Genomic DNA, 11715 nt, shown 5'->3' on the forward strand with positions numbered 1-11715 from the left:
ACCCACCTCGCTCTCGCTCCCTTCCATCGATCTATAAATAGCAGGGTGAACTCAACGCTGTATCGCCCTCAGCCCATGAATTGGCCGCCATTGATATCAAGGTTGGCCCCGGTAATGAATCCTGAATTACGGTGCGCCAGGAACGTGACCGCGTGAGCGATCTCTTCGGGCTCGCCGAAACGTTTCACAGGGATACCTTCGCGAATCGATTCGCGAATTTTCTCCGGTATGTCCATGATCATATCGGTAGCAATGTAGCCCGGCGACAGGGTATTGACGGTGATACCCTTGGTTGCGGTTTCCTGAGCGAGAGACATGGTCAACCCATGCATGCCGGCTTTGGCCGCAGCATAGTTGGCCTGACCGAACTGCCCCTTGCGACCGTTGATTGAAGAAATATTAATGATGCGTCCGTACCCTGTCTCCAGCATGCCAGCGAGCACGCTCTTGCAGGTATTGAAGACACAGTTGAGGTTGGTGTCGATGACTTCGCGCCACTGATCCTCGGTCATCTTCTTCATGGTGGTATCCCTGGTGATACCGGCGCAGTTGACCAGCACTTCCACGGGGCCATACTGCTCCTGGATCTCGCGGACGCCGGCCTCACAATCCTCGTATTTACTCAGACTGGCTCCAGAAAGCGCAATGTTGTCGAAGCCTTGGGATTTTTGCTCCTCTAGCCAAGACTTTGCCTTGTCTGGATTACGATAACCTGCGACGACCTGATAGCCCTCCCTGGCCAGTTCGCGGCAAATAGCGGAGCCAATCCCTCCGGTTCCACCGGTTACCCAAGCCACGGGTGTTGTTTGTGTCATATTGTCTCCCCCTGAGTCATGACAAATAAACTGACGATGTCAGTCTTTTCATAGTATGGATGCCGTTATCATTACATCCACATTGAGAAGTATGGACGAGTTTTCCCTTCTTGTCCGGCCCTTGGGCGCTTGACACTTTATGGAACAACCTTATAATGCAACGCACAATCTGATGCGGGGTGGAGCAGTCTGGTAGCTCGTCGGGCTCATAACCCGAAGGTCATCGGTTCAAATCCGGTCCCCGCTACCAAATTTCAAAAAAACCGATACTACGAAGTATCGGTTTTTTTGTGATGTCGAACCGGCTTCAATGTATCGTCAAAAAAGCTTATGTTTTTCGAGGCCGATGAACATTCCTACCAAATAATTAAAAATACAATAATCGGTAGCATTCCATTTCTCATATTTATTTCAGAAAAAAGAAGGCGCTTTTTGATTACTATCTACGACGATTCTTTCAAGGAAGCACTGCTTTTCCAGCACTGAAAACCCGCGACCTCTATGACAAACAAAATAAATCGCCCTTGAATCCATCTCGGATCACCCGCAGTTATTAGGGTATCTTCACCTCTAGAAGGCCAAGCGCTATGCCGATTGTCGATCCGCGTTCCGGAGCTCCGCTTACATCTTCCGAATCATCCCAGCAAACAGGCTCTTCTCAGACTGATCCGTCGTCCTACATCGTCGATGTCGATATGACGAATTTTCAGCAAGTGGTACTGGAAGGCTCCACCACCCTACCGGTGCTGCTCGACTGCTGGGCGCCCTGGTGTGAACCCTGCAAGACGCTGACACCCATACTGGAAAAATTGGCGAAAGAGTATGATGGCGCTTTCGTTCTGGCCAAGCTCAATATCGAGGAACACCAGCAGATTGCCACCCAGCTGGGTATTCGTTCGGTGCCGGACGTCAAACTGATCAGTCAAGGGCAGCTCTACGATCAGTTTCAGGGGGCGCTGCCCGAGAAACAGATCCGCGAATGGCTGGCTCAGTACATCGAAGCGCCTCAGGAGGCTCCGGCCAGCCCCGAGGAGCAGGCCGAGGCCGCTCTCGCCGCCGGTGATGCGGCCAGCGCCCGGGCTATCTATCAACAGCTGGCTCAGGAGTACCCGGAACATCACGACTATCAGATCGGGCTGGCCAGCGCGATACTGGCAGAAGGCAGTGCGGAAGAGGCAAAAACGCTTCTGGACAATCTGCCCCCGGAGCATCGCGAAGGCGCCAAGGCGCGCGGAGTGCGTGCTCGCATCGAGTTCGGTGAAGAGGCGCCCAGTCAAGAGGAGCTGACGGCACTCGAAGAACGCGATGACAGTGAAGCTCGCTATAAACGCGCCTTGCGTCAGGTAGCCGATGGGCACTATGAGACCGGCCTCGATGGACTGCTCGATGTAATGAAAAGTGATCGCGCTTACGGCGACGATGCCGCTCGCCTGACGCTGCTGCGTGTCTTCGACGCCTTGGGAGCGGACCATCCCCTGACCGTGACCTATCGGCGCAAGCTGTTTGCCCTACTCTATTGAGATAGCAGGCTTCACGCACTATTTGACAGCGGGCCTTGGCTCGCCGTTTCACTATCGGCTACTTGCCTAGAGCCTGGTCACGATCTTGCGAGCTAGAGTCAGGCGAGGCAAATTCGGACGAGAAAACGGAGTTTACTGGTGTAAATGAGTATTTTGATTCCGAATTTAACGATGCATGACCAACGCGCAGCAGATCATGGACAGGCTCTTAGCACCTCGTCGAGCCGCTGCAGTCCCTGCTCCAGCAGTGCCGTCGGGGTACCGAAATTCAAACGTACGAAGCCCGGCCAGCCGAAATCAACTCCATCGGAGAGGGCGACTCGGGCCTGTTCGAGCAAAACACGCTGAGGAGAATCGCCTAGACCGGCCTGGCGTAGATCCAGCCAGGCCAGATAGGTGGATTCGGGCACTTGCCAGGAAACGCCAGGCCAGCGCTCGACGTATTCACCGATGCGTTCACGGTTGGCCCGCAGAACATCGAGCAGTTCTTGACGCCAAGTCTCCCCTTCGGCATAGGCAACTTCTGCAGCCAACAGCCCCAGAACGTTGACGCCTGGCATCAACCCGCTCATCGCCTGCTCAAAGCGTTGACGCAGGATTGCATTCGAGATGACGGCGCAAGCACAGGAAAGTCCAGCCACATTGAAGGTCTTGGATGGTGCCCATATCGTAATGATGCGATCCGCCAGTTCGGGGAAGAGGGCTGCCAATGGACGATGAGACTCGTCTTCGAGAATCAGGTCACAGTGCAGCTCGTCGGAGACGACCAGCAGGTCATGACGCTCAGCCAACTCGGCGATGACCGCGAGCTCTTCGTGCTGCCAGACGCGTCCGGTAGGATTATGGGGGTGGCACCAGAGCAACAGCTTCGTCTGCGGCGTGATTGCCGCTTCCAGCGCTTCCCGGTCAAGGCGCCAGCCTTCACCCAAAGCGGACGGCTCGGTCAGCTCAGCGGTTTGAGCAAGTCGCCCGGTATGCTCTGCCACCTTGAGAAAGGGCGGATAGATTGGGGTAACGGTCAGCACACCTTCCCCGGGCTCGGTCAACGCCAGACTTGCCAAATGCAACGCCGGAACGACACCTGGCAGCCAGAGCTGCCATTCCGGCATAATTTCCCAGTCGTAATGCTGCTGACTCCACTGGCAGAGCGTTTGAAGCAGGCTATCGGGTGTTCGGCCATAGCCAAATACGCCATGATCGACCCGAGCCTGCAACGCCTCGACGATCGCGGGCGGTGAAACGAAATCCATATCGGCAACCCATAGGGGCAGTACATCGTCTTCGTAGCGCTGCCACTTCTGCGTTGGGTACTGGTGACGATCGATGAACGTGACAAAATCGAAGGGCATGATGATGCCTCCTTTACCATAGCGACTCGGAAGATCGAACATGCCTGAAAGCATCTTCTATGCCAAGGTTCTGCGTGGCACCTCACGGCTGGTCGATCATTGGCGGCTGTTGGGACAGGCCAGTCCTGATCGGCTGGCGATGATTCTTGCTGACACTGCACGTCTGGCCAAACTGGGCGAGCCAGAGGAAACTGCGCCTGACGGCAAGCAGCTCAATGACTGGAGCAATAGTGGGCAACCGCCCCTGTGGGCGGCCCGAACGTCACTGTTTTTATTGGTGCAAATGCCTTACCGCCCTGTACCCCGGGATGAGTGCGAAGCCTGCGCCTGGGCTTACTGCTGGCTACGCAACCGTTCCTTCCCGAATGTCAGCCAGGCAATCGAAGCGCTTCCCGGGCACCTGCGTGAGCCACTGAAACCGGTTCTGGAACAGGCCTGGGCGGACAAACAGGCCCAACGTCTCATATAGCTATGACTCATGAAGCAGTAATGTATAAGACAGCTTCGATGGAGTGAAGGAATTTACAATGGAAGTACCGCTAACCCTCCAGATTGCCAAACTGCTCATTTCCATCGGCATCGTGCTGGGTCTGTCGATGGTTGCCGAGCGGGTCAGCACGCGGGTTGCCGGGCTGCTATCAGGATACCCGCTGGGAACCGCCATCGCCTTATTCTTCATTGGTCTCGAGCTATCCCCCGAGTTTGCCGCCGAAAGCGCCGTACATACCCTTGCCGGTTTTACCTCGACCTTGGCGCTTGGAGGTGGCTACTTACTCTGCGGGCGACGGAACGGTGTCGCGGGTGTACTGGCAGGCACCGCAGGCGGCCTTTTGTGCTGGCTAGCTGCCAGCGCCATTCTGGCACAAATAGATTTCAATCGATTGAGCGGCACCTTGACCACGCTGGCGGCCATCCTGGCATTCACCTGGCTTTATCGTCGCGTGCCGGATACCCGAACCACGGCAAAGGGCCGCTTCTCCTGGTGGGCGCTGGCTTTTCGTTCGGGCCTGGCCGCGGCAATCATTTTTGTGATCACCGGACTTGCCCATGTGGTGCCCACCGCCTGGGCCGGCATTCTCGCCGCCTTCCCGGTCACCATGTATCCCTTTCTGGTCATACTGCACCTGACCCACGGAATCGCACCGGCAGCCACGGTCATCAAGCATTATCCGGCGGGGCTCGGGTCGCTGCTCAGCTATGCACTGTGCGTATCCTTGACCTATACATCCTTGGGCCTTGCCCTGGGCACCCTGCTCGGCTTTGTGGTGGCGACCCTATGGCTATTGCTATGGACCCGCCTACAGCGCTGGTGGCAAAGTCGTAAGGTTGCCAAATTCAATCCAAACTGATGCTTTTTTCATAGGGGCATGATCATGTTTACTCGCCAAATAGAGCCTGCCTTTTACGATACCGATGCGCTTGGCCACATCAATAACACGCGCCTTCCAGCCTGGTTCGAGTGGGCTCGCAACGACCTTTTTCGCCTGTTCACACCGGATCTCGATCCGCGCAAGTGGACACTGATCATGGCGCGCATGGAAGTGGAATATCACGCCGAGCTGTTCTATGGCGAGGATGTCGAACTGCGCACCTGGCTTTCACGTCTGGGCAACAGCTCCTTCACCGTTACCCAGGAAGCCTGGCAGAAAGGCCGCCCTGGGGCCCGGGGCAATACCGTAATGGTCTATTACGATCACGCAGCCAAGCGTGCGACGCCGCTGCCGCCAGAGATCCGTCACGAACTGGAAAAGCATCTGCAGGAAGACACCGAGAGTCGTGCATGACCCCGGCTATAGACCTATTGCAGCGTGACGGTGTCGATTTTGAGCTGCTCGAATACACTCATGATGCGAACACGAGAACCTACGGCGAGGAGGCCGCACAGACTCTGGGCCTGCCACCGGACTCAGTATTCAAGACACTGATCGTCGACATCGATGGATCGCGCCTGGCCGTGGCACTGGTGCCGGTATCCCGAACCCTTGATCTCAAGGCCTTGGCGCGGGCCGCCAAGGCCAAGAAAGCAGCATTAGCCGAGACAGCAGTGGCGGAACGCGCCACCGGTTATGTCGTTGGTGGCATCAGTCCGCTGGGTCAGAAGCAGCGTCTAGCGACATTCATCGACAGCAGCGCCGGGCATCTTGAACGCCTGTACGTGAGCGCCGGACGACGCGGTTTGGAGGTCGCCCTTTCCCCGGCGCAGCTGCAGCGCCTCACTCGGGCCCACCTGGCGGCCTTGGCAAGAAACTGAATATTGAGCCAAATAAACTGTCACACTGAATATCTCATCGCGCTGCCCTGGAGTCTGATATGGCCATCCGCTACGATCTCTGGCTCGATCCGGACAACATCGAGCGTCACCGTACCATCGAGGCAGATCTGGAACGCTATTTCATCGAGCGTTTCGCAGACTTTCCCCATATTCGCCTGTTCGGCGCCGACCCCTACGATTATGACTCGCCCTTCAATCGTCTGTATGATGCCCTGATCCTACGCGCCACAGACTATTGTGAACGTAAATGGCGCTATGTGCCGACCCCGATTCAGCTCAACAAGGCGTTCTTTCGCGGCGTGGCACACTCGAACAAATTTCTACGAGATCCCGACGACCATGGTGATCCGGACCACACAAACTCCCACTGACGACCAGCTAGCCATCGTTGAGGCCCAGATTGGGCGCGCGCCCCAAGGCATCCAAGCCATTACCGCCACGGATGGGCAAGGTACACCGCTGGTGCTGCGCATGGAATCCATCGTCAATGGCAAACCCTTTCCGACGCTCTACTGGCTCAGCTCCGATCGACTCAAGGTTGTATTGTCGCGGATCGAGGCAAGCGGCGTGATCAAGCAGCTGGAAGCACGCCTTCAGGACGACCCGGATTTTCTCGCCGCCTATTGGCGCAGTCATGAAGACTATGTGGCGCAGCGCTGGCACTACATGCGAGATGAACATCGCGAGCAGGCAGAGCAACACGGGTATATCGACCTGTTTCGACAGCGCGGTATCGGCGGCATCGCCAACTGGCATCAGGTGCGCTGCCTGCATACCCAATATGCCCATCATCTGTGTGGCGATAATGTGATCGGTCAATGGCTGGATGCAGAATACGGCGTCATTGACGACCTACCCTGATCTTTTCCTCTTTTTTGAAAAAACGAACGACAACAGGAACGAGCATGCGCAGAGTTTGTGTCTATCTGGGGGCCCGGGAAGGCCATGATCCACGGTTTCGAGAAGCCGCCGCCGAGCTGGGCACACGCATTGCGACCCGAGGCCTTGGCCTGGTCTATGGCGGTGCGCATATCGGCCTGATGGGAATCGTTGCCAATGCTACTCTCGAAGCTGGCGGAGAGGTAATAGGTGTCATACCTCATCATCTGGTCGACCGTGAAATGGCCCATTCAGGCCTGAGCCAGCTGATCAAGGTAGACAGCATGCACGAGCGCAAGGCGATCATGGCGGAACACGCCGACGCCTTCATTGCCATGCCTGGCGGCATTGGCACGCTCGAAGAGTTGTTCGAGGTATGGACTTGGCAATACCTGGGCCTGCACGACAAGCCCATTGGGGTACTCGATGTGGCGGATTTCTATCAGCCGTTGCTAGGCTTCATGGATGATGCAGCGAATGCCGGTTTTCTAGCGGCGACGACTCGTGCCAAGCTGCAGAGTGCAAGCACCCCGGATGCCCTGTTGGACATTCTCGAATCTCAGCTGTAAACCCATTGACGGAACCACGGATCAAGGAGAGTCCCATGTTCGCTATTGCGATCGATGACGATAAGACACTGACATGGTGTGAACAACCCTCGCCAGGACCACTGGAAGACAACGAGGTGCGCATACGCGTTGCCTGGGCCGGCATGAATCGGGCGGATTCAGGACAGCGTGCGGGCAACTATCCCCCGCCTCCCGGCGCCTCCGACATTCTGGGCCTGGAAGTCAGCGGGACGATCACGGAAGCAGGGCCGAGCGTGAGCCCGTTGAAAACGGGCCAGAAGGTTTGTGCTTTGCTTGCGGGCGGTGGCTATGCCGAAGAAGTAGTCGTTGACCAGCAACAGGTAATGCCAGTACCCGAAGGATTGGGATTGCGAGAAGCTGCCGCCCTGCCCGAGATGTTCGCCACCGCCTGGCTCAACCTGTTCATGGAAGGTGGTCTCGATCATGCCGTGAGCAAAGGCGAACGCGTGCTGCTGCATGCCGGTGCCAGTAGCGTTGGCAGTACCGCTGTCCAGCTATGTCGAGCCTTCGGCTATCCATGCTTCGTGACGGTGGGCAGCGACGAAAAGATAGAAAGGTGTAAAGAACTAGGAGCAGAGGCCGGCTGGAATCGCCATAACGGCAGTTTCGTCGATGCCGTAAAGGAGTGGGGCGAGGGTGTCGACGTCATCCTGGACCCGGTAGGCGCCAACTATCTTGCGGACAATCAAAGAGTGCTCAATGCCGATGGCCGTCTAGTGCTGATCGCCATCTTGAGCGGGCGCAGCGCCGAGCTGGATCTGGGCCGCATGTTGATGAAACGACAGCGGCTGATCGGCTCGACGCTGCGCAGTAAGTCGCCTCAGGACAAGGGTGCGATTCTTGACGAACTGCAGGCGTATGTTTGGCCGCACCTGACCAAAGGCGAACTGTATCCGCTGATCGACAGGGACTACCCCATTCAGGAGGCGGAAAAGGCCATGGCATTCATGGAAAACAACTCGAACGTGGGCAAGATTCTATTATCGGTAGCCAAGGATCATTGAATCGTTGTGGATTCGCCAAGACGTCCTGATATTCTCGCCGTACTGGAAGGCAGAACTCTTCAGGACGCTTGCGGAAGGTCAGTGAGTTCGAAGCTCCCGAGCAGCGGGTTCGTCATTGTCAATGTCACGATCTGCCAAAGCCTGCCAATAAGCAGAGCGTTGAGCATCCGCAGAAAGACCCAACTCGCCTGAGTCGTAGGCACGAGCCAGGCGTTCCGCTGCCAGAGGATGTCCTGAATCCCCTGCACGCGCATACCAGGTCACTGCATGATCATCCCGACACGGATATTGGGCACAGCCAAACTCATATATACGGGCAGCCTGATATTGCGCATGAGGATCACCATTCTGCGCGGCCTGAAGCACATAGCGTGCCCCCTTGGCCTTGTCCTGAGAGGTCATGCCGCGATGAAACAGCATGTGACCGTAAACGGACAAGGCGTCGACATGCCCTGCTTCAGCGCAACGCTGAAACAGTCGCAAGGTCAAGCGTTGGGTACGCGGGGAGCGTGGCAACCAACGTGTGTGGAAAAGCTGTTCTGCCAGCCGAAACTCAAGCCGGGTAAACAAGGAAGATGCCTGCGCCATGGCTAAGAACCCTAAATCCAAATATGCCTGGGTGACAATGTCGAATTTGGCTCCTCCTGAGCCCCCATCTCCTTACTGCCAACCGATGAACCTTTTAAAGCTCGACTCATCGGCCGGCAAGCATACGCCTCTCTCAATCACTACTCAAGGCGTACCGACGATCCCTCATTGCATCACCGATATCGATATATTCGATTCGAAATGCTGCGAAGCAGCATTCATAGATTCTACTTCATCAGTCGTAGCAGAAAAAGATAACGAAAGTCCGATCTATCCTAGTACTAGTGCTTGAGATACCCTTGTTTTCAAGAGTCGACAACTGCGGAGGGCCCGTGCTCAGTATTCTCTCACCCGCCAAGACGCTGGATTTCGAAACCCCACCGTCTACAGAACAGTACACACAACCCGACTACCTCGAACAGAGCATGGAGCTGGTCGATATCCTGCGCGGCTATTCGCCGCAACAGCTTGCCGAACTGATGAACATCAGCGACAAACTGGCCGGTCTCAACATTGCTCGTTATGCCGAATGGTCGCCGCCTTTTAATCTTGATAATGCAAAACAAGCGGTTCAGGCCTTTCAGGGCGATGTCTACACCGGCCTTGAGGCGTCGACGTTCAGCACTGAAGATAATGCTTTTGCCCAGGATCATGTGCGAATTCTTTCAGGCCTCTACGGTTTGTTGCGACCGCTTGATCTGATACAGCCTTATCGTCTGGAAATGGGAACGCGCTTGCCCAATGCCGTCGGCAAGGATCTCTACGCCTTCTGGCGGGATCGCCTGACTCAGGATCTGGAGACCGCCATCGCCTGCAGTGGCTCCAACGTGCTCGTCAATCTGGCCTCCAACGAGTACTCCAAGGCAATCGATATGAAACGTCTCTCGGCAAGAGTCATTACACCGGTATTCAAGGATGCCAAGAACGGTAACTACAAAATCATCAGTTTTTACGCCAAGAAAGCACGAGGCTTGATGAGCGCCTGGCTGATCCGCAATCGTATCGATTCGCCTGACGCGATCAAAACGTTTGACGTTGCCGGTTATCGCTTCAATTCAGCCATGTCGGAAGGTGACACCCTGGTATTCATCCGCGAGGAAACGTAATCCTCTTGGCCCGTAAATCCAGCATACGAACACCGAATAAAAGGCTAGAATGAACCTCCCTTTTCTGACGCCCTCTTTTCTGGAGACACAATATGCGTAATCTCTTAGTCATGCTGCTGGTCGGCTTGCTGGGTTTCGGTCTGGCTGTCGACCATGCCGACGCTAAGCGATTCGGTGGCGGCAAAAGCTTCGGCTCTCAATCCCGCTCTGTAAACACTCCCTCCAGTACGACAAGCAGAACAGCAGGCACGCCGCAGCGTCAGCCTTCAAAAGGGCTGTCACGCTTTGCCGGCCCATTCGCGGGCCTGCTCGCGGGCGGCCTATTGGCCTCGCTGTTTTTTGGCGGCGCCTTCGACGAGCTGCGGTTTATCGACATACTCCTGATCGCCGGTGCCATCTGGCTTGCTTTTCGTCTCTTTGGTCGCCGGCGCAAGGTATCGACTGCCGCGGGGCCGCAGGCTTACTCCGAGCATCAGGCGCAGGCAGATAATCAGCAGCAGCATGCGTTTACAGCGGCAACCAATCATGGCCGCATGTCATCTCATCCGGCCTGGTTCAACAAGGAACAGTTCTTGGCGGGAGCAAAGGAGCACTTCATGACGCTACAGCGCGCCTGGGACAACAATGACTTCAGCAGCATCCAGGAGTACGTGACGCCTGAGCTATATAATCAGCTACGCGAAGAACGCGCCCACCATTTGGCTAACAACCGTACCGAAAGTGTGCGACTTTTTGCCGAGTTAGGCGACGTGCAGGAATATGGTCAAAAGGCAGAAGCGACGGTGCTATTTCACGGCATCCTGGATGAAAATGGCGAGCGAAACGAGTTCAACGAAACCTGGTACCTGGTTCGCGATCTACGCGATGGAGCGCCTTGGTACGTCCAGGGTATCGAACAAAATCCGAGCGTCTGATACACATCTCGCTTGTTCATGAAAAAGCCATAAAAAAGCCGGTCAGTTGCGCACTGACCGGCTTCCTATCTTTTCACAGCTTATTGTAAGCGGAATACAACTCAGTTCTGAGCGTCTTCAGCAGCATCCTGAATGTCTTCACCCATCTCTTCTACGCTGTCACCGGCATTTTCTGTGGCTTCGTCGATATTTTCGCCCGCTTCTTCCGCAGGTCCCTGATCTTCGCACGCAGCGACCCCACCCAGCATCAACGCCATCAACAGGGCCAAACCTAGTTTACGCATCAAATTCTTTTGCACGACTGCCTCCTCGAATAGAACATTAAATGACTACAGCACGATAACTCGCATTACACATGGATGCCACGTTTGTATTTTTTGTATTTCTTATTAATAACATTAATTTACATAAATAAAAAGATTTTACGTTCACCGCCTTCCACAAAAAATTTCTCATTGTCTCTTTCGTTCAAGGCTCCATGATCTTTTCATTGCTTTATTTAGCCCACGCAAAAACCCCCGACCTCTAGGAGATCGGGGGTTCGCAATAAGTGCCTGACGATGACCTACTCTCACATGGGGAGACCCCACACTACCATCGGCGCTGAGCGGTTTCACTGCTGAGTTCGGCATGGGGTCAGGTGGGACCCGCTCGCTATGGTCGTCAGGCGTAAACGGT

Annotated in this window: 15 protein-coding genes, 1 tRNA gene and 1 rRNA gene; 12 read left to right on the forward strand and 5 right to left on the reverse strand. The window is 55.5% G+C overall.

Translation table 11 applies throughout. From position 1 onward, the window contains the following. Window positions 1-68: 68 nt before the first annotated feature. Entirely contained in the window at window positions 69-815 is a 747-nt protein-coding gene (phbB, locus tag H7850_RS08790) for an acetoacetyl-CoA reductase (RefSeq protein ID WP_227369143.1), read from the reverse strand. Window positions 816-988: 173 nt separating this feature from the next. Between phbB and H7850_RS08795 the strand changes: the two genes are divergently transcribed. Beyond that, window positions 989-1065: transfer RNA gene (locus H7850_RS08795), tRNA-Met, on the forward strand. A gap of 445 nt (window positions 1066-1510) precedes the next feature. Next, complete coding sequence (locus H7850_RS08800; protein WP_413614148.1) at window positions 1511-2335, forward strand: tetratricopeptide repeat protein; 825 nt, start codon at window positions 1511-1513, stop codon at window positions 2333-2335. Window positions 2336-2529: 194 nt separating this feature from the next. Here the strand turns inward: H7850_RS08800 and H7850_RS08805 are convergent, their stop codons facing one another. Beyond that, window positions 2530-3684: a MalY/PatB family protein gene (locus H7850_RS08805; RefSeq protein ID WP_227369145.1), complete on the reverse strand. Its 1155-nt coding sequence runs from the start codon at window positions 3682-3684 to the stop codon at window positions 2530-2532. Window positions 3685-3724: 40 nt separating this feature from the next. Here H7850_RS08805 and H7850_RS08810 point away from each other — a divergent pair, with 40 nt between their 5' ends. Genes H7850_RS08810 through H7850_RS08845 form a run of 8 tightly spaced genes read left to right on the forward strand, consistent with a single transcriptional unit; the run spans window position 3725 to window position 8429 of the window. Then, complete coding sequence (locus tag H7850_RS08810; protein ID WP_227369146.1) at window positions 3725-4153, forward strand: hypothetical protein; 429 nt, start codon at window positions 3725-3727, stop codon at window positions 4151-4153. 58 nt (window positions 4154-4211) lie between these two features. Continuing rightward, window positions 4212-5033, forward strand: coding sequence for a hypothetical protein (locus tag H7850_RS08815; RefSeq protein ID WP_227369147.1), 822 nt, complete (start codon window positions 4212-4214; stop codon window positions 5031-5033). Window positions 5034-5057: 24 nt separating this feature from the next. Beyond that, complete coding sequence (locus H7850_RS08820) at window positions 5058-5468, forward strand: acyl-CoA thioesterase (RefSeq protein ID WP_227369148.1); 411 nt, start codon at window positions 5058-5060, stop codon at window positions 5466-5468. Further along, window positions 5465-5935, forward strand: coding sequence for a Cys-tRNA(Pro) deacylase (ybaK, locus tag H7850_RS08825; protein WP_227369149.1), 471 nt, complete (start codon window positions 5465-5467; stop codon window positions 5933-5935). Before H7850_RS08820 ends, ybaK begins: the two co-directional genes overlap by 4 nt. A gap of 59 nt (window positions 5936-5994) precedes the next feature. Beyond that, window positions 5995-6327, forward strand: coding sequence for a hypothetical protein (locus tag H7850_RS08830; protein ID WP_227369150.1), 333 nt, complete (start codon window positions 5995-5997; stop codon window positions 6325-6327). Beyond that, window positions 6296-6817, forward strand: a complete 522-nt coding sequence (locus H7850_RS08835; protein ID WP_227369151.1) for a DUF501 domain-containing protein — start codon at window positions 6296-6298, stop codon at window positions 6815-6817. Before H7850_RS08830 ends, H7850_RS08835 begins: the two co-directional genes overlap by 32 nt. 44 nt (window positions 6818-6861) lie before the next feature. Continuing rightward, window positions 6862-7404, forward strand: coding sequence for a TIGR00730 family Rossman fold protein (locus tag H7850_RS08840; RefSeq protein WP_227369152.1), 543 nt, complete (start codon window positions 6862-6864; stop codon window positions 7402-7404). A gap of 35 nt (window positions 7405-7439) precedes the next feature. Further along, window positions 7440-8429: an NAD(P)H-quinone oxidoreductase gene (locus H7850_RS08845; RefSeq protein ID WP_227369153.1), complete on the forward strand. Its 990-nt coding sequence runs from the start codon at window positions 7440-7442 to the stop codon at window positions 8427-8429. A gap of 78 nt (window positions 8430-8507) precedes the next feature. On the opposite strand, the gene H7850_RS08850 is transcribed toward H7850_RS08845, so the two are convergent. Then, window positions 8508-9017, reverse strand: coding sequence for a tetratricopeptide repeat protein (locus H7850_RS08850; protein WP_227369154.1), 510 nt, complete (start codon window positions 9015-9017; stop codon window positions 8508-8510). A gap of 332 nt (window positions 9018-9349) precedes the next feature. Between H7850_RS08850 and yaaA the strand changes: the two genes are divergently transcribed. Together yaaA and H7850_RS08860 are read left to right on the forward strand one after the other, a co-directional pair. After that, window positions 9350-10123: a peroxide stress protein YaaA gene (yaaA, locus tag H7850_RS08855; protein ID WP_227369155.1), complete on the forward strand. Its 774-nt coding sequence runs from the start codon at window positions 9350-9352 to the stop codon at window positions 10121-10123. A gap of 92 nt (window positions 10124-10215) precedes the next feature. Then, on the forward strand, window positions 10216-11037 hold the full coding sequence (locus tag H7850_RS08860; RefSeq protein ID WP_227369156.1) for a Tim44 domain-containing protein: 822 nt from the start codon (window positions 10216-10218) through the stop codon (window positions 11035-11037). Window positions 11038-11138: 101 nt separating this feature from the next. On the opposite strand, the gene H7850_RS08865 is transcribed toward H7850_RS08860, so the two are convergent. Next, on the reverse strand, window positions 11139-11336 hold the full coding sequence (locus tag H7850_RS08865; RefSeq protein WP_227369157.1) for a hypothetical protein: 198 nt from the start codon (window positions 11334-11336) through the stop codon (window positions 11139-11141). Between the two features lie 253 nt (window positions 11337-11589). Then, window positions 11590-11705, reverse strand: a 5S ribosomal RNA gene (gene rrf, locus H7850_RS08870). Window positions 11706-11715: the final 10 nt, after the last annotated feature.

The sequence above is a fragment of the Halomonas sp. M20 genome (assembly GCF_020622265.1).
GTDB lineage: Bacteria > Pseudomonadota > Gammaproteobacteria > Pseudomonadales > Halomonadaceae > Modicisalibacter.

What these genes read in the sequence shown, in the direction of transcription:
- phbB (WP_227369143.1), bottom strand. Translation starts at nt 815, where the DNA reads ATGACACAAACAACACCCGTGGCTTGGGTAACCGGTGGAACCGGAGGG.
- H7850_RS08800 (WP_413614148.1), top strand. Translation starts at nt 1,511, where the DNA reads ATGACGAATTTTCAGCAAGTGGTACTGGAAGGCTCCACCACCCTACCG.
- H7850_RS08805 (WP_227369145.1), bottom strand. Translation starts at nt 3,684, where the DNA reads ATGCCCTTCGATTTTGTCACGTTCATCGATCGTCACCAGTACCCAACG.
- H7850_RS08810 (WP_227369146.1), top strand. Translation starts at nt 3,725, where the DNA reads ATGCCTGAAAGCATCTTCTATGCCAAGGTTCTGCGTGGCACCTCACGG.
- H7850_RS08815 (WP_227369147.1), top strand. Translation starts at nt 4,212, where the DNA reads ATGGAAGTACCGCTAACCCTCCAGATTGCCAAACTGCTCATTTCCATC.
- H7850_RS08820 (WP_227369148.1), top strand. Translation starts at nt 5,058, where the DNA reads ATGTTTACTCGCCAAATAGAGCCTGCCTTTTACGATACCGATGCGCTT.
- ybaK (WP_227369149.1), top strand. Translation starts at nt 5,465, where the DNA reads ATGACCCCGGCTATAGACCTATTGCAGCGTGACGGTGTCGATTTTGAG.
- H7850_RS08830 (WP_227369150.1), top strand. Translation starts at nt 5,995, where the DNA reads ATGGCCATCCGCTACGATCTCTGGCTCGATCCGGACAACATCGAGCGT.
- H7850_RS08835 (WP_227369151.1), top strand. Translation starts at nt 6,296, where the DNA reads ATGGTGATCCGGACCACACAAACTCCCACTGACGACCAGCTAGCCATC.
- H7850_RS08840 (WP_227369152.1), top strand. Translation starts at nt 6,862, where the DNA reads ATGCGCAGAGTTTGTGTCTATCTGGGGGCCCGGGAAGGCCATGATCCA.
- H7850_RS08845 (WP_227369153.1), top strand. Translation starts at nt 7,440, where the DNA reads ATGTTCGCTATTGCGATCGATGACGATAAGACACTGACATGGTGTGAA.
- H7850_RS08850 (WP_227369154.1), bottom strand. Translation starts at nt 9,017, where the DNA reads ATGGCGCAGGCATCTTCCTTGTTTACCCGGCTTGAGTTTCGGCTGGCA.
- H7850_RS08860 (WP_227369156.1), top strand. Translation starts at nt 10,216, where the DNA reads ATGCGTAATCTCTTAGTCATGCTGCTGGTCGGCTTGCTGGGTTTCGGT.